The 21,489-nt window shown below is 65.8% G+C and carries 17 protein-coding genes and 1 tRNA gene; all 18 read right to left on the bottom strand.

Annotated elements, in window-relative coordinates:
- Positions 1-54: 54 nt before the first annotated feature.
- Complete coding sequence (locus ACFO3A_RS00340) at positions 55-873, bottom strand: alpha/beta hydrolase (RefSeq protein ID WP_377722948.1); 819 nt, start codon at positions 871-873, stop codon at positions 55-57.
- A gap of 21 nt (positions 874-894) precedes the next feature.
- Positions 895-1,254 carry a PilZ domain-containing protein gene (locus ACFO3A_RS00335; RefSeq protein WP_377722947.1) on the bottom strand — a complete coding sequence of 120 codons (360 nt, stop codon included), beginning with the start codon at positions 1,252-1,254 and terminating at the stop codon, positions 895-897.
- A gap of 104 nt (positions 1,255-1,358) precedes the next feature.
- Positions 1,359-2,306, bottom strand: coding sequence for an FAD:protein FMN transferase (locus ACFO3A_RS00330; protein WP_377722946.1), 948 nt, complete (start codon positions 2,304-2,306; stop codon positions 1,359-1,361).
- Entirely contained in the window at positions 2,287-4,479 is a 2,193-nt protein-coding gene (locus ACFO3A_RS00325; protein WP_377722945.1) for a PepSY domain-containing protein, read from the bottom strand. The genes ACFO3A_RS00330 and ACFO3A_RS00325 overlap by 20 nt, the downstream gene beginning before the upstream one ends.
- A 21-nt stretch (positions 4,480-4,500) precedes the next feature.
- The gene (locus ACFO3A_RS00320) at positions 4,501-4,986 is read right to left on the bottom strand and encodes a DUF2271 domain-containing protein (RefSeq protein ID WP_377722944.1); all 486 of its coding nucleotides are present in this window, start codon (positions 4,984-4,986) and stop codon (positions 4,501-4,503) included.
- Between the two features lie 23 nt (positions 4,987-5,009).
- Entirely contained in the window at positions 5,010-5,450 is a 441-nt protein-coding gene (locus tag ACFO3A_RS00315) for a PepSY domain-containing protein (protein ID WP_377722943.1), read from the bottom strand.
- A 145-nt stretch (positions 5,451-5,595) separates the two neighbouring features.
- A complete protein-coding gene (locus ACFO3A_RS00310; protein ID WP_377722942.1) occupies positions 5,596-6,303 on the bottom strand; it encodes an ABC transporter ATP-binding protein in 708 nt (235 codons plus the stop codon).
- 64 nt (positions 6,304-6,367) lie between these two features.
- Complete coding sequence (locus ACFO3A_RS00305) at positions 6,368-7,576, bottom strand: ABC transporter permease (RefSeq protein WP_377722941.1); 1,209 nt, start codon at positions 7,574-7,576, stop codon at positions 6,368-6,370.
- Entirely contained in the window at positions 7,573-8,733 is a 1,161-nt protein-coding gene (locus tag ACFO3A_RS00300; protein ID WP_377722940.1) for an efflux RND transporter periplasmic adaptor subunit, read from the bottom strand. Before ACFO3A_RS00300 ends, ACFO3A_RS00305 begins: the two co-directional genes overlap by 4 nt.
- The gene (locus ACFO3A_RS00295; protein WP_377722939.1) at positions 8,730-9,365 is read right to left on the bottom strand and encodes a TetR/AcrR family transcriptional regulator; all 636 of its coding nucleotides are present in this window, start codon (positions 9,363-9,365) and stop codon (positions 8,730-8,732) included. Before ACFO3A_RS00295 ends, ACFO3A_RS00300 begins: the two co-directional genes overlap by 4 nt.
- A 147-nt stretch (positions 9,366-9,512) precedes the next feature.
- Positions 9,513-12,161, bottom strand: a complete 2,649-nt coding sequence (mutS, locus tag ACFO3A_RS00290) for a DNA mismatch repair protein MutS (RefSeq protein ID WP_417286498.1) — start codon at positions 12,159-12,161, stop codon at positions 9,513-9,515.
- Positions 12,162-12,315: 154 nt separating this feature from the next.
- A tRNA-Ser gene (locus ACFO3A_RS00285) sits at positions 12,316-12,403 on the bottom strand.
- A 54-nt stretch (positions 12,404-12,457) separates the two neighbouring features.
- Complete coding sequence (locus ACFO3A_RS00280; RefSeq protein ID WP_377722938.1) at positions 12,458-14,752, bottom strand: NADP-dependent malic enzyme; 2,295 nt, start codon at positions 14,750-14,752, stop codon at positions 12,458-12,460.
- 150 nt (positions 14,753-14,902) lie between these two features.
- On the bottom strand, positions 14,903-16,390 hold the full coding sequence (locus tag ACFO3A_RS00275; protein WP_377722937.1) for a nucleobase:cation symporter-2 family protein: 1,488 nt from the start codon (positions 16,388-16,390) through the stop codon (positions 14,903-14,905).
- Positions 16,391-16,631: 241 nt separating this feature from the next.
- A complete protein-coding gene (locus ACFO3A_RS00270; protein WP_377722935.1) occupies positions 16,632-17,900 on the bottom strand; it encodes a M20 family metallopeptidase in 1,269 nt (422 codons plus the stop codon).
- 17 nt (positions 17,901-17,917) lie between these two features.
- On the bottom strand, positions 17,918-19,690 hold the full coding sequence (uraD, locus tag ACFO3A_RS00265; RefSeq protein ID WP_377722933.1) for a 2-oxo-4-hydroxy-4-carboxy-5-ureidoimidazoline decarboxylase: 1,773 nt from the start codon (positions 19,688-19,690) through the stop codon (positions 17,918-17,920).
- A 71-nt stretch (positions 19,691-19,761) separates the two neighbouring features.
- On the bottom strand, positions 19,762-20,718 hold the full coding sequence (gene puuE / locus ACFO3A_RS00260) for an allantoinase PuuE (RefSeq protein WP_377722931.1): 957 nt from the start codon (positions 20,716-20,718) through the stop codon (positions 19,762-19,764).
- Positions 20,719-20,757: 39 nt separating this feature from the next.
- A complete protein-coding gene (locus tag ACFO3A_RS00255) occupies positions 20,758-21,432 on the bottom strand; it encodes a GntR family transcriptional regulator (RefSeq protein WP_377723691.1) in 675 nt (224 codons plus the stop codon).
- Between the last annotated feature and the right edge of the window lie 57 nt (positions 21,433-21,489).

The raw sequence follows: 21,489 nt of genomic DNA, 5'->3' as shown, positions 1-21,489 counted from the left end.
GCCGAAGGATATAGCGCAGCGGACGGGGCAATGGCGTCCAAAAAGTCAAAAGACCTATGCCGTGGCGATGCTGGCCAGGTTCAGCCAGCTGGCTTCGATGGCGGCCGCCGTGACCAGCGGGCGTTCCATGGGAAACAGGTGCGTGCCGTCGAGCAGCATGATGCGCCCGCGCGTGACGCGCTCGGTCATTTCCATGCCGACCTGGCGCATTTCGTGCGATTGGCGCCCGCCGATGAAGGCCACCGGGCAGCGCAGCGGGTGGCGGCGCAGCCAGGCCCCCAGGTTGTGCGGCAGGCTGTTGTAGATGGCGGTTTCTTCTTCGCGCGTGAACCACAGCGTGTATTGGCCCTGCTCGTCCTGCTGCAGACCGTGGCGGATGTAGTCCTGCAGCATCTGCGGGTGCCAGCGGGCAAAGCTTTGCTTGCGCTGGAAGTGTTCCAGCGCCTCCTGGGCGCTGCCCCAGCGGATGCGGCGCTTGCGGCTGATCTTGCCCGGCGAGAAGGTGTCCACCAGCCGGGAGCGCTTGGCCGCTAGCACCGAGGTGGCCCGCCAGCCGCCCAGCAGGGGCGAATCGAGCAGCAGCACGCCACGCGCCAACTCGGGGGTCTGCGCGGCGGCCATCAGGCTGACGAAGCCGCCCAGCGAGTGCCCGACGAGAAGCGCCGGCTGGCCCCACTGCGCCACCAGCGGCTGGGCAAAGTCCCGCAGCTGCTGCACCAGATAGGGCCAGTTGTCCGTGACCGGGTAGGCCGGGTCGTGCCCGAAGCGCGGCAGGGCGTGAACGTCAAAGCCGCGCTGGCGCAGTTGCGCGAACAGGTATTCGTAGGTGCCCGCCGGAAAGCTGTTGGCGTGGGCAAAGATCAAGGGTTGCATGGCGGAAGCGGCAGGAGAAATTTACAGGGCACACAACTGGCTCAGGTCGCGCTCCAGCAGGGCCGGGTCGCCCAGTTGCAGCTCCAGCAGGCGGCGCAGGTGGGTGATGCTGTCCAGGTCGATGTTGCGGCAGCGCAGGCCGATCTGTCCCCCCTGCACATGGGCCACCTCGGCGGCCATGGCGATATGGCAGTCCTGGCCCAGGGTAATGATGAGCTGGCAGGGCGCTTCCCTGGGCCAGGTGATTGCGCCGGGCGCCTCTATGAGTGCGCCGCGCAGCGAAATGTCCAGCAACTGCACGGAGTGGGCCTGTCCTGCACAGACGAACTGGGCGTGCGTATCGAAGTGCAGGCGTTGAAATTGGCGGCGTTCCTGGGGCATGGCAGCACCTGTGGCAAGGGAAGAGATGGGGCAAATCTTAGCCGTAGTGCCCACGCCGTGGCAGTAAATGCGGGGACAGGGCCTGCAATGTCCGGCCAGGACCTTCATGTTATCCAGCGTCCCAGACCCAGTTCGACCCAGGCGTTGCCTCGGCGCAGTAGCCACAAGGCCTCCAGCCCCAGGCGTTGGGCCAGGGCCAGGCCTGCGTTGCTGCCCAACACCAGCAGGGCAGTAGCCCAGGCATCGGCCCACATGCAGCTGCAGGCCAGTACGGTGACGCTGGCGACATCGTTACGCACCGGGGCTCGGCGCTGGCGGTCCATGCTGTGGGCGATGCGGGTATTGCCCAGTGTGAAGTAATGGCGGTAGTCGCCCGAGGTGGCAACCGCCGTATCTTGCAGTTCCACCACGCCATGCAGTGCGCGGCGTCCTGGTTCCGGGCTTTCTATGGCCACGGGCCAGGCATGGCCTGAGGCCTGACTGCCCAGGGCGTACAGTTCTCCGTCCAGGGCCACCAGGGCATGCTGGATGCCGTGCTGGCGCAGCTTTGCGGTCATCAGGTCGACCGCAAAGCCTTTGGCAATGCCGCATAAATCCAGCGCAATAGGGGCCTGCTTGCGCAGTCGCGATCCTTGGCGCTCCAGGATTTCCCAAGTGACCGGGCGTGGCTGCTGCTGGGCATGGCCAATGGCCGCTGGATCGGGCGCAGATGCAGAACCAAAGCCCCAGGCCTGCACCAGGTCGCCCACGCCGGGATCAAATGCGCCTTCGCTGAGGCGACAGACTTCCAAAGCGCAATCGAGTACCTGCAAAAATTCTGGCGGCAGTTCCAGCCACTGTCCTGGAGGGGTGCAGTTGCAGCGCAGCAAATCGCTGTCCGCCCGAAAAGGGGACATCTGTCGATCCACCCGTTCCAGCACGGCAGCCAGATCCTGGTGCAGGGCAGTCTGCTGCTGGGAGGACAATGCCGCATCCAGGGTGACCGACCAGCGCGTGCCCATCGTCGGACCGTGCAGATGCAGGCGCTGAAAGTTAGAACACGTCTTCGACATAGCGCTGAGCCTCCTTCAAATCCTGTAGCGATTGGCCCTGGCGAATCAGGATGCCCTGTAGCACCTGTTCCACGGCATGGGCCATGGCCAGGCTGCCGCATACGCGCACCTGTGCGCCCTGGGCCAGCAAGGCGGCGATGCTGGTGCTTTCTTCATGCAGCAGGTCTTGCACATAGCGGCCAGGGGCAACCCGCGAAAACGCCGTGTGCAGACGGGTCAGTTGCCCGCCGGCCAGCCAGGCTTGCAGCTCCTCGCCAAAAAACAAGTCATGCGCCGGGTGGCGTGCGCCGACGAACAAGTGCATGGGCCGTTGGTGCCGGGCACGAATCAGGCCCACCAGGGGGGCGATGCCGGTGCCTGCGCCAATGAGCAGCACCGGGCTGCGTCCATGGGGCAAGGCAAAGCGAGGGTTGGGGCGGACAAAGGCCTGCAGCGTTTCCCCGACCTGGAGGCGGTGCAGGAAAGAGGAGCACTCCCCGCCGGGTACCAGGCGTACGCAAATTTGTGCAGCGCCATCGGCCTGCCTGCTGGCCAGGGAGTAATAGCGCGGCACATGCTGACCGGGGGGCAGGACGCCCAGCAAATCCCCGCCATCAAATGCAGGCAAAGCGGTGTCCGGGGGGCTGGCCTGCAAGTGCAATACCACCGTGGGCTCCGCGCCCGGGCAGGTGTAATCGTCGCGCTGCACCAGGGTGAACCGGTGCATGGCGGGCAGCGGCGGACAGTAGTCCAAAGCCAGTGTCTGCCCCAGTGCCTGACCCAGGTTGCGTCCCCAGCGGGCAAATTCTTGCGGAGATTGCTGGTGAATACCTTCCCAGGGCAGGAGCCGGGGCCAGCCCCGGGCAGCAAGGCACTGCGCCAGCTTGTCGGCAAAGCCGCAAAACCGGGGGTATTGCCGATCTCCAAAACCCAGCACCGCCACAGGAACGGAGGCTGCCGGGCGCTGCGCCAGCAAGTTCAGTACATGGCGGGCGTGGTACGGGGCTTGGCCATCGCCATAGGTGGCAGCCAGGATCAGGATGCGCCGGGTGGCGGCATAGTCATTGAAATGTTCCAGCGCAGCGCTGTGCACGCGCTGGCCTTGGGACACCAGGGCCAGGTGCAGGGCCCGGGCAAAGCCCCAGGTGCTGCCGCCTTCGCTGGCCACGAAAATCAATGTTTCGGCCTGTGCTGCAGGGCTGTTGTGTGCGATGGTCGAGGGGGCTGTGGCGAGTTTCGAGGCATCTCGCCACAGGCGCAGGCCGCTATAGCCCAGCACCAAAGTGGCAGCGCTGGACAGGGCCAAGACTATCGTCCAGAGCAGGGAGGACTCTCCCGTATGCAGCCACCGTGCCCAGCGGTAGAGCTGCTGGCTGGGGCTGGCAGCTTTCCAAGCCAGCAGGGTGCCGCTGTAGCGGTCGACCCACCCCTGGCCTTGGCGGGTGCGGATTTGCCAGTTTTGCATGGGGTCGGTGGCACTGGGAAAGCGCAGGGCCTCCAGGTCTTGCATGCGGTAGGCATGCAATGCGGTCAGGGCTTGCGGGGGGCGGGCCGGGCCTTGCACTTGGCTGACAGGCGCTGCCCCGTCCAAGGCGGATTCGGTATCGAGCCAGCCCTGGGTGGCTGCAGCCATGATCAAAGCGGCGCTGCTGGAGAGCAACAGTACCGGCAATGCCCAACGGCCCCATTGCACATGCAGACGCTGCGTGGCGCTGCCTTGCACGCGGCCGTACAGGTGCCGCCAGCCTCCCATGCGCCGCCGCAGCAGCACCCAGCCGCTGACACTGAGCAGCCACATGGCCGCAGCCGCAGTGGCCGCCAGCCAGCGCCCGGTATCGCCCAGCAGCAATTGACGGTGCAGGTTCTTGACCCAGCGCGGCAGCAGGCCGGGTTGGTAGGGGCCGAGCACCTGGGCGCTGGCCGGATCGATGCGCCAGGCCTGGGCCTGCTCGCCATTGAAGGCGTACACCACCAGAGTGCCAGCAGGCTGGCGGCGGATTTCCTCTACTCCGGTGATTTCCTCCTGCACCCGCTGGGCCAGCGTCGGCAGATCAAGGGCCGGCGAGGCGTTGCCACCGGCTGCGGCATGGCTGCGCACCGGTTCCAGCGCCAAAGCCAGGCCCGTCAGTGCCAGCAGCAAGACCAGCAGCCCCAGGCCCAGGCCTACATGGCGGTGCAGTTGTTTCCATGGCATGGTCGCACTCCTTCTGTCCGTCTAGGGCAAGTCAAAACGCATGGATTGGATGTATTGCTTGCCGGCCAGGGGCTGGCCGGCCTGGGCCTGCGAGAGCGGCAGGCGCACCTCGGCAGGGCTGTCGCGCATGTCTTCCGCAGCTGCGTCGATACGGATTTCGTACCCCGCATCGAGCAGGGTATCGGCCAGATCGGCGGTCACTTTCAGGGTGCGGCCAGCGCCTACGCTGGCACCGGTTATGCCCAGCAGGCGCTGGTTGTCGGCGGCAGACAGGCGGCTCCAGGCGCTCAGATGCTTGTAGTACTTGGCCTTGCCGCCGGCGACCCACAGCGTGCCGGCGTAGGCGCCTTGGGCATTGGTGAGATAAATGGCCAGGTAAGCGCCATCGCCACCGTAGTTTTTCAATTGCGTGGTGATGGTGACAGGGCGGCTTTGCGCCATGCCGGGGAGAAGCAGGGCGCAGGCGGCGGCAATCGCGCCCAGGCGGGGAAGAGTGAAGGAGATCATGGTGGCTGCCTGTTCGGTGCGGGTTATTCAATGCGGGCGCTGCTGCGAATGGCAGGGCGGACGGCGGAGGCTGCGGGTGCTCCGGCGGGGGGTGCCAGGACCGGGAGGCCTGGCGAGGTTTCATGGCCTTTGGTGCGCTTTTCGTGTTTGAGTTTGAATTTGATCGGCTCTAGGGTCTTGGGATCGACCTTGGCCTTGAAGTGCCGGCCCTGGGCATCCGTGCCGCGCACTTCGTAGCAGCCGTCGTCGATGTGGATGCGCTCGACCTGCCAGCCGCGCTGCTGGGCCATTGCCTGCACGGCAGAGCGTGGCTGCCATTGGTCGATGGGGACTTGGCAATCGTCGTCGGCCCAGGCCGAGGCGCTGGTCGCCAGCAGGCAGGCGGCAACCAGACTGGGCCACCAGGAGCGGCGGTGCAGTGCGGCAGATGTGCTGGCGGAAGAGCGGGGGTGTGAGTTGGACATGGTTGGCTCCTAAAGGTCAAGGCAGCAAACGGTGCTGCTGGGAGCCATTGTGGAAATTCGTCCGTGAATGCAGGCTGAAGGTGCGGTTCAGCTTCTGTTCATTCCATGCCCGGGGGGCTGGAGGGCCTGCTTATGGGCGCGGCGGCTATACGCTGCGTCCCTGGCCGGCTTCTTCGTGGGTGCATCCATCGCGGATGTGGTAGATGCGCTTGAACGTAGGGATGATTTTCTCGTCGTGCGTCACCACGATGATGGCTGTTTGGTACTGCCGGGCCATGGTGTTCAGGATGCGTGCCACGGCCAGGGCGCGTTCGCTGTCCAGGGGCGCGGTCGGTTCGTCGGCCAGGATGACCGGCGGGCGGTTGACCAGGCCCCGGGCAATGGCCACGCGCTGCTGTTCGCCGCCGGAGAGCTGCACGGGCATGGCCCGGGCGCGGTGCTGCACGTCCAGCGCCGTCAGCAGTTCCAGCGCCTTGGCGCGGGCCTGCGTATCGGGTGCGCCGGCGAGCATGGGCAACAGGGCCACGTTGTCGATGACGTTCAGAAAGGGGATGAGGTACGGTGCCTGAAAGACAAAGCCGATCTTGTCGCGGCGCAGCGCCCGCAGGTCGCCGACCTGCCAGCGCCCGTTGTCAAAAATCGTCTCGCGGCCCAGCGTCATGCGTCCGCTGGTCGGATCGATCACCGCGCCCAGGCATTTGAGCAAGGTGCTCTTGCCCGAGCCGGAAGGGCCGATCAGCCCCACCACCTCGCCAGGGGCGACGTGCATATTCACGTCCTTGAGCGCCAGCACCGCGGTATCGCCTTGGCCGTAGCGCTTGCTCAGGTGTTCGATATGAATGCCGTCGTGCATGGTGTTTTTGAAAGAAATTGGCCAGTAACGCTTATCCGGAAAGCGTCAGCAGCTATGAATATGTTTAACCGATGGCCTGTGCCGGATCAATGCGCAGGGCAATGCGGATCGCCACCACACTGGCCAGGGCGCAAATGAGCAGCACTGCTGCCAGCGCAGCCAGGCTGTCCTGCGGCAGCAGCAGTACGTATTTGGGAAAAATGGGTGCGGAGAAGGTGGCGCTGACCTTGCCCACGGCAAAGCCGATCAGCCCCAGGGCCAGGGACTGTTGCAGGATCATCCCGGCGATGGTGCGGTTGCGTGTGCCAATGAGCTTGAGCACGGCAATCTCGCGGATTTTGTCCATGGTCAGCGTATAGATGATGAAGGCCACGATGGCTGCGCTCACTGTTGCCAGAATGGCCAGAAACATGCCGATTTGCTTGGCCGAGGTGGCAATCAGCTTGCTCACCAGCACCTCTTGCATCTGGACGCGGGTAAAAACCGTGAAGCGCTTGGCGCGGGCAATCGTCTGGGCCACGGCGTCGGCATCCGCGCCGGGGGCCAGGCGCAGCAGCACGGCATTGACCGATGTGCTGCCGGCCTGGCTGGCCTGGACGGCGTCGAGCACCTGCTGCTGCCCGGGGCGGTTGAACACCGGATTGGCCGCCGTGCGGGCGCGTTGGCGCCAAATGGCATCGTTGTCCTTTAAAAACTGCGCCTCTTGCGCATCCTTGAGCGGGATGAACACCATGGGGTCGCCGCTGGAGGAGACCATGCGCTGCGTCAGGCCCACGACCCGGTAGCGGTGGCGGCGGATGGTGATCTCCTCGCCCAGGGCAAAGCCTGCGGCCACATCGGCCACGGCCTCGTAATGGCTGCGCATCACTTGCCGTCCGGCGACCAGATGCGGCGGCCAGCCTGGGGCGGCAGCCTGCCCTGTCGGCGCCATTCCCACCACCATGGCGCGGATTTCCTGGCCAGTATCGGCCCGGCGCACCTGCATGGTGAAGTAAGTGACGTTGGCCGCTTCGGCCACGCCGGGCACGGTCCGCAGCATGTGCCAGGCATCGTCGGCCAGGCTGGACGATTCGGCATAGGGCCCCTGGGTGTCTTGCTGCACTACCCACAGATCGGCGCCGCTGTTGTGCAGCAGTGCCTGCCCGTCATCGACCATGCCGCGGTACACCCCGGCCATCACCAGGGTCACGCCAATCAGCAGGCCCAGACCGATGCCGGTAAAAACAAACTTGCCCCAACTGTGCAGAATGTCGCGCCCGGCCAGGGAAATCATGGCGCAGCCCCTGCCGTGGTGCCGGCCGCCAGACGGTCGACGACCTGTACGCGGGCCCCGCTGCGTAGAGCCTTGGCGCTGTGCACGACCACCGTGTCACCGACCTGCAGACCGGCCAGCACCTGTACGTTGCCAGCCAAATCGCTGCGGCCCAAGACTACGGGGGTAAAGCGCAGCCCATCGGGCGAGCGCTGCCACACGCCGCGCTCCGTGCCCTGGCGCTGCACGGCTGCCACGGGGATGACCGGGGCCGGGGGCAGGGCGGGCAGGTTCAGCGTGACCTCGGCCAATTCGCCCAAGGGCGGCAGGGGTGCGGGCACTTCGGTGAAGGCCACTTTGGCCAGCAGCTCTTCGGTCACGCTGTCGGCGTGCGGCTCGACACGCAGCACGTGGCCCTGCAGCACCGCATCGCCGCGCGAGCGCAAACGGATATGCGCGGGCAGGCCCGCAGCCAGCCCCAGTGCTGCGCTTTGGTCCAGACGCAGGTGGATCCACACGCTGCCGGGCGCAACCAGCTCCAGCACGGCTTGTCCGGCCACCACGGTGCTGCCCGGCTCGGCCTCGCGGGCGGTGACGATGGCATCTTCTGGTGCGACCAGTTGCAAATGCCGGCGCTGCGAACGCAGCGCGGCGGCATCGGCGCGGCTGCGCTGCAACTCATGGCGGGCGGCGGTCAGGGCCGCCTGGGCCACGTCCAGCTCCTGGCGCTTGAGGTGCAGGCTCTCGGCGCTGCTGGCCTGGGCTCGGGCCAGTGCGGCATAGCGCCCTACCTGGGCGGCGGCAAAGGTCTGCCGCGCCTGCGCTTCCTGCACGCTGGCCTGGGCGCGGGCTTGGGCTGCATCCAGGGCACGGATGCGCTCATCCAGATCCACCGGATCCATCGTGCCCAACACCTGCCCGGCCTGGACGGCATCGCCCACGTCCACGGCCAGGGTCAGTACCCGTCCGGCCACGGTCGGCCCCAGCTTGTGCAATTGCCGTGCCTGTACCGTGCCCAGGCCAAACAGCTGGGGGGCGAGCGGCCGGTTTTGTACCTGCACGGCGGTCACGGGGGTGGGTGCCATCGGTCCGGTGCGCAGCGCCACCCACAGCAGCGAAGCGCCCAGGGGCAGCAGCACGGCCAGCACCTTCAGGTGGGGGAGCTTGGGCCACCTCATACCGCTGCGGCTTTCGGGGGCTGGGAGGCGTTGGCCGCCAAGGCACGGGCAAACAGGGCATAGACGGCGGGAGCCTGTTCCTTCATTTGGCGCACATTCCCCCCCAGCAGGGCCTGCATCACCAGGCCCTGCACGCTGCCGATGAACAGCAGCGCGGTGGCCTGCACATCGATATCGGCGGCCACGCTGCCCTGGGCCTGGGCCTGTTGCACCAGGGCGTGCAGGCGCTCCCCGTACTGGCGCATCAGTGTTTGCGCCAAGCGCTTGGGAGCGGAGTTTTCGGCACGCTGCAGCTCGCCGAACAACATGCGCGGCACGCCCGGGTGCTGCACGGCAAATTGCACATGGGTCATGAAGACGGCTTCCAGCGCCGCCCAGGGCGTGGGCGCCGCCGCGATGGCGTGGTCGATGCGGGCGAGCAGCTTGCCCGCGACCCATTCCATCACCGCTTCCAGAATCGCTTCTTTATTGGGGAAGTGTTTGAACAGCGCCCCTTGCGTGACCCCCATGTGGCGGGCAATGGCCGTGGTGGTGATATCGCTGGGGTTGCCGCTGGCAGCCAGTTCCACCACCGCTTCCACGGTGACGGCGCGGCGCTCGTCGGCGCTTAAGTATTTGGCAGGTGCGTCCATGAGAAAGATAGTAACTTATTACTATCTTTCCCTATGAATTGAATGGGTGTTTTCTATTGAATAAGGAGCTGTTTTCGATGATTGATAAAGGGTTTCAGAGTATTTGAATCCTGAAATTCTTGATAAATAAGCGCTTGCAGCTCTCTTTTATTGCTTTTGCAACGTGGCCTTGAGCTGGTACAGCGCCTCCAGCGCCTCGCGCGGGGTGAGGGCGTCGGGGTTGATCTGGGCCAGCAGCGCCTCGGTGGCGCTGGGCGCGGGGATGTCGGCGGCGGGCGGCGGGGCGAACAAGTCCACCTGTGCATCGCCTGCGCTGGCGCGTTCTTCCAGCGCGGCCAGGGTGTGGCGGGCGTGGTGCAGCACGCTGGCCGGGATACCGGCCAGCTTGGCTACCTGCACGCCGTAGCTGCGGCTGGCCGGGCCGGGCTGGATTTCGTGCAGGAAGACGATGTCGTGCCCGTTCTCGGCGGCGGTCACGTGCATGTTGATGGCGGCGCGGGCCTGGGCGGGCAGCTCGGTCAGTTCGAAGTAGTGCGTGGCAAACAGGGTGAAGGCCTGTACCTTGTCGTGCAGGTGGCGGGCAATGCCGCTGGCCAGGGCCAGCCCGTCGAAGGTGGAGGTGCCCCGGCCGATCTCGTCCATCAGCACCAGGCTGTGCGCGGTGGCGCTGTGCAGGATGTGCGCGGCCTCGGTCATCTCCAGCATGAAGGTCGATTGCGCGTTGGCCAGGTCGTCCGCCGCGCCGATGCGGGTGTGGATGGCGTCGATCGGCCCCAGGCGGCAGGCGCGGGCGGGTACGTAGCTGCCCATGCTGGCCAGCAGCACGATGAGGGCCACCTGGCGCATGTAGGTCGATTTACCGCCCATGTTCGGCCCGGTGACGATGTGCAGGCGCTGGCGCGGGTTCAGGTCGGTGCTGTTGGGGATGAAGGTGGCGTTGGCCGTCTGCGCCAGGCGCTCTTCCACCACCGGGTGGCGGCCCTGGTCGATCTCGATGCACGGCTGGCTGGTGAAGCTGGGCGGGCACCAGTTCAAGGTGAGTGACCGCTCTGCCAGGCAGCACAGCACGTCCAGCGCGGCAATGGCCTGGGCCACGCGGGTGAGTTGCGGGATGAAGGCTTGCAGCTGGTCGAGCAACTGGTCGTACAGCCACTTCTCGCGCTGCAAGGCGCGTTCCTGGGCAGACAGGGCCTTGTCCTCGAAGGCCTTCAGCTCGGGGGTGATGAAGCGCTCGGCATTCTTCAGCGTCTGGCGGCGCTGGTAGCGGGCGGGCACGGCATCCTTGTAGCTGTTGGTGACTTCTATATAGAAGCCATGCACGCGGTTGAACTGCACGCGCAGGTTGGGGATGTCGGTCAGCAGCTTTTCCCGGGCTTCCAGCTCCAGCAGGAAATCGTCGCAGTTGGTCTGGATGGCCCGCAGCTCGTCCAGCTCGGTGTCGAAGCCGCTGGCAATCACCCCGCCGTCGCGCACCAGGGCCGCCGGTTCGGGCAGCAGGGCGCGTTGCAGCAGTTCGGCGCAGCCGGGCGGCGGCTGGATGTCGCTGAAAATCTCGGTCAGGTAGGCCGCCGGGGCAGGCGGTGTCTGTGCCAGAAGCTGCGCTTTTTGTAGCGTTTGCGCCAGTGCCACCAGTTCACGCGGGCGCACCTGGCGCAAGGCGGTGCGGGCGGTGATGCGCTCCACGTCGCTGACGCCCTTCAAATGCTGCTGCAAGGCCTGCCAGGGGGCGCTGCTGGCCGCTGCCGGGTCGCCGCGCAGCACGCCGATGGCCTCCAGCCGCGCCTGCGCCGGGGCGCGGTGGCGCGGCGGCTCCAGCAGCCAGGTTTTCAAAAGGCGGCTGCCCATGCCGCTTTGGCAGGTGTCCAGCAGGGAGAACAGCGTCGGGCTGTCTTCCCCGCGCAGGGTTTGCACCAGTTCCAGATTGCGCCGGGTGCTGCTGGGCAGGCGGATCAGCGCATCGCCTTGCTGCACCTGGATGCTGTGGATGTGCGGCAACTGGCTGCCCTGGGTGTGTTCGGCGTAACCGAGCAGGGCGGCGCTGGCGGCGTGGGCCAGGGGCAGGTCTTCGGCCTCCCAGGCGTTGAGGCTGCTGCTGCCCAGCAGGGCCAGGAGCTTGCTGCGGCCCAGCCCCGCGTCGAACTGCCAGTCCGGACGCGGGGCAATGGGGCAGCCGATCTGCCCGTTGTGGCGCAGGTCCAGCAAAGCTTGCTCGAAGCGCTGCGTCACGCCCGCACTGTACAGCACCTCGCTGGGCGCGATGTGGGCCAGGGTTTCGGCCAGCGCCTCCTGCGTGCATTCGGCCAGGTGGATGCGTCCCTGCGTCACGCTCATCCAGGCCAGCCCCACGCGCTGGCGGCCGCCGCTGTGCAGGGCCAGCAGCATCGCCTCGCTCTTGTCGGACAGCAGCGCCGTATCGGTCAGCGTGCCGGGCGTGACCACGCGCACCACCTTGCGCTCCACCGGCCCCTTGCCCACGCCGATTTCGCCCACCTGCTCGCAGATCGCCACCGATTCGCCCAGCTTGATGAGCCGGGCCAGATAGTTCTCCAGCGCATGAAACGGCACCCCCGCCATGCTGACCGGAAACCCTGCCGACTGCCCGCGCGTGGTCAGCGTGATGTCCAGCAGGCGCACGGCCTTTTCCGCATCGTCCCAGAACAGCTCGTAAAAATCGCCCATGCGGTACAGCACCAGGGTGTCCGGGTACTGGCTTTTTATCGAAATGTATTGCGCCATCATGGGCGTGTGCTGTTCCAGCGGCGTGGTGTACGGGGTCGGGGCGGCGTTCTCTGGCATGAAGGGTTCGATGTCTGGTTGGCGTGGGCAGCGCAATGGGCGGCCCGAAGCGGCCTATTTTCACCCGTGATCGGCCCCTGTTCTGCGTCCGGCCTGCTGGCGGCGCACCAATGAAAAAAGCCTGATTTCTCAGGCTTTGTTTTCAATGATTGACTGGCGGAAGCGGTGAGATTCGAACTCACGAACGGTTTCCCGTTGCCGGTTTTCAAGACCGGTGCAATCGACCACTCTGCCACGCTTCCAAGAGGCGGGATTCTACACAAGCGGCCAGTGACAAAAGCGCTGGCCGCCTGTGTTTAGCCGTTCTGCTGGGCCTTGGCGGCGGCCAGGGCCGTCATGTTCACGATGCGGCGCACGGTGGACGACGGGGTGATGACGTGGGCCGAGGCGGCAACGCCCATCAGGATGGGGCCGATGGTGGTGCCGTGCGATACCGTGGTCTTGAGCACGTTGAACAGGATGTTGGCCGCATCCAGGTTCGGGCAGATGAGGATGTTGGCCTCGCCGTGCAGGGTGGAGTCCAGCAGGGCGCGGTCGCGCACGCTTTCGTCCAGCGCGGCGTCGCCGTGCATTTCGCCGTCGCATTCGATGTGCGGGTGCTTCTGCACAAACAGGTCGCGGGCCTGGCGCATTTTGCGGGCCGACTTGCTGCTCGAAGAGCCGTAGTTGCTGTGCGAGACGAAGGCCACCTTCGGCGGGATGCCGAAGCGCTGCACTTCTTCGGCGGCCAGTTCGGCGATGTGGGCCAGCTCTTCGGCGCTGGGGTCTTCGTTGATATAGGTATCGGCGATGAACAGCGTGCGGCCTTCGAGCAGCAGGGCATTGACGGTGGCCAGCTTGCTGGCGCCGGGTTTGTGGCCCAGCACGCCTTCGATGTGGGCCACGTGGCGGTCGAAGCGCCCGACCAGGCCGCACAGCATGGCGTCGGCATCGCCCATCTTCACCAGCATGGTGGCGATCAGGGTGTTGGAGCGGCGCAGCACCTTCTTGGCCGTTTCGGCCGTCACGCCGTCGCGGCCCATGATGCGGTGGTAGGCCTCCCAGTATTGGCGGAAGCGCGGATCGTCCTCGGGGTCGCAGATTTCAAAGTCCACGCCGGCTTGCAGGCGCAGGCCGGCCTTGGCAATGCGGGCGGCGATGATGTCCGGGCGGCCGATCAGGATGGGCTTGGCCAGTTTTTCATCGACCACGGTCTGCACGGCACGCAGCACGCGCTCGTCTTCGCCCTCGGCGTAGGCGACGCGCTGGAGGTTGTCCTTGGCGGCGGCGAACACCGGGCGCATGATCATGCTGGTCTGGTAGACGAAGCGCGTCAGGCTTTCGCGGTAGGCGGCGTAGTCGGCGATCGGGCGGGTGGCCACGCCCGATTCCTCGGCGGCCTTGGCCACGGCCGGGGCAATGCGCAGGATCAGGCGCGTGTCGAAGGGCGTGGGGATGAGGTAGTCCGGGCCGAAGGTCAGCTCCTTGCCCTGGTAGGCGGCGGCCACTTCGTCGCTCACGTCCTGCTTGGCCAGGGAGGCGATTTCGCGTACGCAGGCCAGCTTCATGGCCTCGGTGATCTTGGTGGCGCCGCAGTCCAGTGCGCCCCGGAAGATGTAGGGGAAGCACAGGACGTTGTTCACCTGGTTCGGGTAGTCCGAGCGGCCCGTGGCGATGATGCAGTCCGGGCGCACGGCCTTGGCCAGTTCGGGGCGGATTTCCGGCTCGGGGTTGGCCAGGGCCAGGATGATGGGTTTGTCGGCCATGGTCTTGAGCATGTCCGCAGTCAGTACGCCAGGGGCCGAGCAGCCCAGGAACACGTCCGCATCCTTGACGGCATCGGCCAGGGTGCGGCCTTCGGTGTTCTGGGCAAAGGCGGCCTTGGAGGCGTCCAGCGTGCCGGGGCGGCCTGTGTAGATCAGCCCCTTGGAGTCGCACATGAACACGTTTTCGCGGCGCAGGCCCAGGCCGATCATCACGTTCACGCAGGCAATGGCAGCGGCGCCCGCGCCGGAGACGGCAAGCTTGATCTGGCCGATGTCCTTGCCGGACAGTTCCAGGCCGTTGAGCAGGGCAGCGCTGGAGATGATGGCCGTGCCGTGCTGGTCGTCGTGGAAGACGGGGATGTTCATGCGCTTGGAGAGTTCCTGCTCGATGAAGAAGCACTCGGGCGCCTTGATGTCTTCCAGGTTGATGCCGCCCAGGGTGGGTTCCAGCGCGGCAATGATGTCGATCAGCTTGTTCGGGTCGCGCTCGGCCAGTTCGATGTCGAACACGTCCACGCCGGCGAATTTCTTGAACAGACAGCCCTTGCCTTCCATGACGGGTTTGCCGGCCAGGGGGCCGATGTCGCCCAGGCCCAGCACGGCAGTGCCGTTGGTGATCACGCCGACGAGGTTGCCCCGGGCGGTGTAGTCGAAGGCCTTGTCCGGGTCGGCCTGGATGTCCAGGCAGGGGTAGGCCACGCCGGGGGAGTAGGCCAGCGACAGGTCGCGCTGGTTGGACAGGGGCTTGGTGGGGGTGACGGAAATCTTGCCTTTGTTCGGGTTGCTGTGGTACTCGCGGGCAGCGTCACGCAAGGTTTGTTCGGCGGGGGTCAGTGGTTCAGTCATGGAAAAAAGTGGTTCAAGGGGCGCTTGCTGCGCCAGGGGGCGCAAAGCTTACTCTGAAATGACAAATTGCGGGGTCTTGCGGCGCCCCGCGAAGCCTGAAACGCCATCCCCCGGTAAGGGGGCTGGCGTTTGTTGAAGGGTCGGCGATGCTTAGTGCGCGTCGGCCTGGCGTGCTGCTTGGATGACAGCCTGCGTATTATCTTTGGCTCCGTTGAAGAAAACGTTCAGAAGCACGGCGCAGAGGGAAGAAAGCAGGATGCCCGACTCGATCAGCGGGTGGATGGCATGCGGCATCCACTGGCGGAACTGCGGCGCCACCAGCGGAATCATGCCGACGCCGATGGAGACGGCCACGATCATGGCGTTGTTGCGGTTGTCGCGGAAATCCACGCCCGACAGGATGCGGATGCCGGTGGCGGCCACCATGCCGAACATGACCAGCCCCGCGCCGCCCAGCACCACCGTGGGCAGGGATTCGACCAGGGCGGCCATCTTGGGCAGCACGCCCAGCACGACCAGAATCACGCCCCCGGCCACGCAGACCCAGCGGCTCTTGATGCCGGTGACGGCCACCAGCCCCACGTTCTGCGAGAAGCTGGTGTAGGGGAAGGTGTTGAAAATGCCGCCGATCAGCGTGCCCAGGCCGTCGGTGCGCAGGCCTCGGGTCAGTTCGGTCTGGTTGATCGGCTTGCCGGTCATGTCGCTCAGGGCCAGGAACATGCCGGTCGATTCGATCATCACCACGATCATGATCAGCGTCATCGTCAGGATCAGCATGGGGTCGAACACCGGCGTGGCGATCTGCATGGGCAGCACGATGTCGAACCAGGCGGCCTTGCCCACTTTCTCGAACGTCATCAGCCCCATGGCGGCGGTGATGACACCGCCGACGACGATGCCGATCAGCACCGAGATGTTGGCCAGAAAACCCTTGCCGAAGCGGGCGATGAACAGAATCGTCAGCAGCACGGCGCCGGAAATGGTCACGCCGGTCAAGTCTGCATATTTGGGGTTGGGCACGCTGGGCACCACGGCAAAGCCCTTGGGCACGGGCGGCAGGTGCGAGCCGGGGGCGCCGGCCATGGCCTGGGCCTCGGTCAGCCATTTGATGTGTTCGGGATTGGGGATGGTCGGGGCCGTGGGGCCGGCGGGGTTGCCGAAAATCCAGTTGATGCCCACGCGCATCAGGCTGATGCCGATCACGGCAATGATGGTGCCGGTCACCACGGGCGGGAAGAAGCGCAGCATCCGGCTCATCAGCGGCGCAATGAGGATGGAGATCACTCCCGCGCCGATCACCGCGCCGAAGATCAGCCCGGCCCCCGCCTGTCCGCCCGTGGCCTGGGCCATCGACACCATCGGCGCGACGGCGGCAAAGGTCACGCCCATCATCACCGGCAGCTTGATGCCGAACCACTGGGTCGCGCCCATCGACTGGATCAGCGTGACGATCCCGCAGACGAACAGGTCGGCGGAAATCAGGTGGGCAATCTGATCGGGGGGCAGGTTCAGCGCCCGGCCCACGATCAGCGGCACGGCCACGGCGCCGGCATACATCACCAGGACGTGTTGCAGGCCCAGCGCGGTGGCCCGCCCCCAGGGCAGCTTTTCATCAACGGGATGGACAGAGCTTGTCATGAATGTCTTCCTTGGAAACTGTCGTTATGGGCAGCGGCAGGGATTGCGCACTTTATCCATACAAAAAGTGTATACAAATAAGACATTGAAAAACTCCAAGTTTTCCCTAGGGATGGGTATTTCCCGATAGGGCAGGAGGGTCTGCGGCCGGGTCTGCACAGGCATGAAAAAGCCCGGCGCAAGGCCGGGCTGCAAGGGGAGAGCCTGCGCGGTGAGCGCAGCACGCAGCGTTTGAGGGCGTTCAGGCCATCAGATCGACCAGGCTGCGGGCCACCACCTTGGTGGCACGGCGCAGGTCTTCCAGATCGATGCGTTCATCGTTGCGCTTGGCGTGCGATTCCAGCACCGAGCGCGGGCCTGCGCCGTAGATCACGCCGGGAATGCCGCGCTCCACGTACAGGCGTACGTCGGTATACAGGGGCGTGCCGACGGCGGGGGGCCTGCTGCCGAACACCGCTTCGCCGTGCTGCTGGATGGCATCGACCAGGGGCTTGTTCTCGGCCAGCGGCGTCATGGCGTTGGCCAGCAGCAGGCGCTTGATGTCCACGCGCACGGCGTCCTCGCCGGTGTAGCCGCCTTGGGTGTTGAACTGCTCCACCGCCTGGGCGATCACGGCGCGGATGCTGGCTTCCACCTCGGCCGGGTTTTCTTCGGGAATCATGCGGCGGTCGAGCTTCAGGGTCACTTTGCCCGGCAGCACGTTGGTGTTGGTGCCGCCTTCGATGCGGCCAATGTTCAGGTAGGGGTGCTTGATGCCCGGAACCTTCGAGGTGACCTGCCGGTACTTGGTGTTCTCGGCAAACAGGCCGTTCATGATGGCCACTGCCGCCTGCAGCGCATCCACGCCCGTGTGCGGCACGGCGGCGTGGGCCATCTTGCCGTGGACGGTCACTTCCATTTGCAGGCAGCCGTTGTGCGCGGTGACGACTTCGTAGCTGAAGCCGGCGGCAATCATCAGGTCGGGTTGGGTCAGCTTGTTTTTCAGCAGCCAGCCGGGGCCGAGCAGGCCGCCAAATTCCTCGTCGTAGGTGAAGTGCAGCTCCACCGCGCCCTTGCTGGGTTTGGCAACGGCTTCGAGCGCCCGCACGGCAAAGGTGAAGGTGGAAAAGTCGCTCTTGCTCACGGCGGTGGCGCGGCCATACATCTTGCCGTCCACGATCTCGGCGCCGTAGGGGTCGTGCGTCCAGCCTTCGCCGGGGGGCACCACGTCGCCGTGGGCGTTCAGCGCCACGGTGCGGCCACCATGGCCATAGGGGCGGCGCACGATCAGGTTGGTGATGCTTTCCATCCCGTAGTCGCGCACTTCTGCTTCGGGCACGGCGTGTTTTTCGGCGTCGAAGCCAAATTCCTTGATCAGCGCTGCCGTGCGTTCGGCGTGCGGGGCGTTGTTGCCGGGCGGGGTGTCGGTGGGCACCTGCACCAGGGCCTGCAGGAACTGCACCTGCTCGTCAAAGTGCTGGTCCACCCAGGCATCCAGGGCGGTGTAGAGGGCTTGGCGGTCGTGGTTCATGACAAATCTCCTTCAATTCAGGCAGCCAGTTGCTGCAAAACATGGGCAAAGGCATCGACGGCCAGCTGCATGTCGTCGTTGGTGCTGGATTCCAGCGGGTTGTGGCTGATGCCGCTGTTCAGGCCGCGTACGAACAGCATGGCCTGCGGCAAGATCTTGTGCAGCTTCATTGCATCGTGGCCCGCGCCGCTGGGCAGGCGGAACACCGGCACGCCCAGGGCTTGCACGGCGGCCTCCCAGCGCTGCTGCCACTCTGGGGCGCTGGGCGCGGCGGATTCCTGCATGGTCTGCTCGGTGCGGTATTGCAGGCCCCGGCGTTCGCAGATGTCGGCCAGCTTGGCCAGGATGTCGTCCCGCAGCGCATCGCGCTGGGCGTTGCTGGGGGCACGAATGTCCAGGCTGAAGTGGCACTGGCCCGGCACCACGTTGATGGAGCCGTTGGGCACCTGCAACATGCCGATGGTGGCCACGCTGTCGCCGTCCTGCGTGGCGCGTGCTTCCATGAACAGGGCCAGTTCGGCCACGCCCACGGCGGCATCGCGGCGGCGGTTCATCGGCGTGGTGCCGGCGTGGCTGGCCATGCCGGTGATGCTGCACTGGTAGCGCACGCTGGCATTGATGGCAGTGACGATGCCCAGGGGCAAGTCCAGTTCGTTCAGTACCGGGCCTTGCTCGATGTGGACTTCGATAAAGCCCAGGTACTGCGCCGGGTCGCGCCGCAATTTGGGAATGTCGTCGATGCACAGGCCCGCGTGCTGCATGGCCGCACGCATGGTGATGCCGTCGGCATCCTGCTGGCCGAGCCAGTCGGGGTTGAAGTCGCCCGTCAGCGCCCCGGAGCCGAGGAAGGTGGCCTTGTAGCGCTGGCCTTCTTCCTCGGCAAAGGCCACCACTTCGATGCCGAAGGGCAGGCGCTTGCCCTGGCGGTGTAGCTCGCGCACGCACGCCATCGGCACGAAGATGCCCAGGCGCCCATCGTATTTGCCGCCGTTGCGTACCGTGTCGTAGTGGCTGCCGGTCAGCAGGTATTGCGCACCGGCCATAGCGGGGTCGGGGTGGTAGCGGCCCACCACGTTGCCCACGGCGTCGATCTCCACCTCGTCAAAGCCGATTTCCCGCATCCAGTGGCTGATGCGCTGGGCGCAGGCGCGGTGCGCGTCGGTCAGGTAGGTGACGGTGAGCTGCCCCAGCTCGGCGTAGCCGGGGTCGGTGTGTTGGGCCAGCTTTTCCTGCCAGTCCCACACGTCGTTGCCCAGGGTGGGGGTGTAGCCGAACTTGTCGTTCAGGCGGATTTCCGCAATGCGGTGGATGTTGCGCAGCGCCTCGGCCCGCTCGAAGTCGGGGTGGTTGCGCAGGCGGCGCTCGAAGGTGGCCAGGATTTCTGCTTTGGATAGGCCCAGCCCGCGCGGGCCGCGCACGGCCAGGATGAAGGGAAAGCCAAAGCGCTCCCCGTACTGGCGGTTCAGGTTCTGGATGTGCGCCAGCTCCTCGGGCGTGCATTGGGTCAGGCCTGCCTTGTTCTGCTCGTTGGTCGATTCAGCCGTCAGCGTATTGGTCTGCATGGCCTTGCCCGCCAGCTCCGGGTGGGCGCGGATCAGGTCGAGCTGCGCCTGCTCGCCCGCCTGGGCCAGCACCTGCACCATGGCGTGCTTGATGTGCGCCAGGCTGGCAAAGGGGCGCTGGGCCAGGGCCTGCTCGGCAATCCAGGGGGAATGCTCGTACAGGCCATCCAGCAGGGCAACGGCCTCTGCCGCGTTGGCCGCGTTCAGTTGTTCCAGGGTCAAGGCCATGGTTGTCTCCTTAAAAAAATGAGCTGCCAGCGCTTGTCGTATAAGCGCTGGAGGGGGATTTGTTCTAAAAATTATTGCGGCGCAGGAAAGCGCTGCGCCCAGTGGCGGGCCACGTCGATGCGGCGGGCCACCCACACCTTGTCGTGGCGCTGGATGTGGTCGAGAAAGCGCTGCAGCGCCACGATGCGCCCCGGGCGGCCCAGCAGGCGGCAGTGCATGCCGATGCTCATCATCTTGGGCGCATTGGTGCCGTTTTCGTCGCCCTCGGCGTACAGGGCGTCGAACGTGTCCTTCATGTACTGGAAGAACGGGTCGGCGTGCGAATAGCCCTGCGGCAGGGCAAAGCGCATGTCGTTGCAGTCCAGTGTGTAGGGCACGATGAGCTGGTGGGCACGGCTGCCGTCGGTCTTGCCCACCTGCATCCAGAAGGGCAGGTCGTCGCCGTAGTAATCCGCGTCGTAGGCAAAGCGGCCCGCATCGGCCACCAGCCGGTGCGTGTTGGGGCTGTCGCGCCCGGTGTACCAGCCCAGGCCGTGGTCGCCGTCGTGGCCGTACAGTTCTTCGAAAATTTCCAGGCACTGCTGCATGTGGGCGCGTTCCACGTCTTCGGGCAGGTTCTGGTAGTGGATCCATTTCAGGCCGTGGCAGGCCACTTCGTGGCCCAGTTCGGCAAAGGCTTGCGCGACTTCGCGGTGCTTTTGCAGGGCGGTGGCCACGCCGAACACCGTCAGCGGCAGGCCGCGCTGCTCGAATTCGCGCAGGATGCGCCACACCCCGGCGCGGGCGCCGTATTCGTAAATCCCGTCCATGCTCATGTGCCGCGCCGGGTAGGAGGCGGGGTTGAACAGCTCCGACAGAAACTGCTCGCTGCCCGCATCGCCGTGCAGCACGTGGTTCTCGCCCCCTTCCTCGTAGTTCAGCACGAACTGCACCGCCACCCGCGCCTGGCCGGGCCAGTGCGGGTGCGGTGGCGTGCGGCCGTAGCCGATCAGGTCGCGGGGGTAGGGGGCGGTGGCGTCGTAGGTCATGGGGGGAGGACTTCTCAACAAAAAGGGCGCTGCTGCGGTCTAGACCGTGGACAGCGCCATGGATAAATCATTGGAGGGCAGGGTGCGGTCGAACTCCAGCCCGGATTCGACGTTGGCCAGATGCTCCTGCATCAGGCGCACGGCCAGTGCCTCGTCGCGCCCGGCCAGCGCGGCGACGATGCCTTCATGCTCTTCGTGCGAGTGCGCGGCAGCGGTCGTGCTTTGGTACATCAGGGTGATCAGGGCGCAGCGCGAGATCAGGTCGCCCAGGATTTGCGCCAGCACGTCGTTGCCCATCAGGCGGGCCATGACGACGTGAAAGTCGCCCAGCAGCTCGGTGCGTTCGCCCACGTTCTGGCCTTCGATGGCGGCCTGCTCGGCCTGGATGTGCGCCCGCAGGGCCGTGATCTGCGCGGGGCTGCTCTGGCGGCAGAAGGCGCGGGTCATTTCGATTTCCAGCATCCGGCGCACGGCGAACACCTGCCGCGCCTCGGCCACCGACGGCGTGGCCACGAAGGCGCCACGGGCCGGCTCCAGCGTCACCAGCCGGTTCTGCGACAGCTGGAACAGCGCCTGGCGCACCAGCGTGCGCGAGACACCGAAGTGGTCGGCCAGCTTCTGCTCGGCCAGCTTGGTGCCGGGCAGCAGGCGGTGCTCCACAATCGCCCGCGTCAGCGCGTCGGCAATCATGGTGGTGGAGGATATGGTTTCTATGGATGTCATGTTTTTTCCACTTCGACAAAAATTGTATACACTTTTAGTAAACAAGCC

It is taken from the genome of Comamonas nitrativorans (assembly GCF_042654765.1).
Lineage (GTDB): Bacteria > Pseudomonadota > Gammaproteobacteria > Burkholderiales > Burkholderiaceae_C > Comamonas > Comamonas nitrativorans.
The sequence above is the reverse complement of the archived record's forward strand: the minus strand, read 5'-3'. Positions and strand labels throughout refer to the sequence as shown.

Coding starts and splice junctions, on each gene's coding strand:
- ACFO3A_RS00315 (WP_377722943.1), bottom strand. CDS start 5,450: ATGTCCAACTCACACCCCCGCTCTTCCGCCAGCACATCTGCCGCACTG.
- ACFO3A_RS00300 (WP_377722940.1), bottom strand. CDS start 8,733: ATGAGGTGGCCCAAGCTCCCCCACCTGAAGGTGCTGGCCGTGCTGCTG.
- puuE (WP_377722931.1), bottom strand. CDS start 20,718: ATGACCTACGACGCCACCGCCCCCTACCCCCGCGACCTGATCGGCTAC.
- ACFO3A_RS00275 (WP_377722937.1), bottom strand. CDS start 16,390: ATGACAAGCTCTGTCCATCCCGTTGATGAAAAGCTGCCCTGGGGGCGG.
- ACFO3A_RS00340 (WP_377722948.1), bottom strand. CDS start 873: ATGCAACCCTTGATCTTTGCCCACGCCAACAGCTTTCCGGCGGGCACC.
- ACFO3A_RS00335 (WP_377722947.1), bottom strand. CDS start 1,254: ATGCCCCAGGAACGCCGCCAATTTCAACGCCTGCACTTCGATACGCAC.
- mutS (WP_417286498.1), bottom strand. CDS start 12,161: ATGCCAGAGAACGCCGCCCCGACCCCGTACACCACGCCGCTGGAACAG.
- ACFO3A_RS00330 (WP_377722946.1), bottom strand. CDS start 2,306: ATGTCGAAGACGTGTTCTAACTTTCAGCGCCTGCATCTGCACGGTCCG.
- ACFO3A_RS00270 (WP_377722935.1), bottom strand. CDS start 17,900: ATGAACCACGACCGCCAAGCCCTCTACACCGCCCTGGATGCCTGGGTG.
- ACFO3A_RS00305 (WP_377722941.1), bottom strand. CDS start 7,576: ATGATTTCCCTGGCCGGGCGCGACATTCTGCACAGTTGGGGCAAGTTT.
- ACFO3A_RS00280 (WP_377722938.1), bottom strand. CDS start 14,752: ATGACTGAACCACTGACCCCCGCCGAACAAACCTTGCGTGACGCTGCC.
- ACFO3A_RS00310 (WP_377722942.1), bottom strand. CDS start 6,303: ATGCACGACGGCATTCATATCGAACACCTGAGCAAGCGCTACGGCCAA.
- uraD (WP_377722933.1), bottom strand. CDS start 19,690: ATGGCCTTGACCCTGGAACAACTGAACGCGGCCAACGCGGCAGAGGCC.
- ACFO3A_RS00325 (WP_377722945.1), bottom strand. CDS start 4,479: ATGCCATGGAAACAACTGCACCGCCATGTAGGCCTGGGCCTGGGGCTG.
- ACFO3A_RS00320 (WP_377722944.1), bottom strand. CDS start 4,986: ATGATCTCCTTCACTCTTCCCCGCCTGGGCGCGATTGCCGCCGCCTGC.
- ACFO3A_RS00295 (WP_377722939.1), bottom strand. CDS start 9,365: ATGGACGCACCTGCCAAATACTTAAGCGCCGACGAGCGCCGCGCCGTC.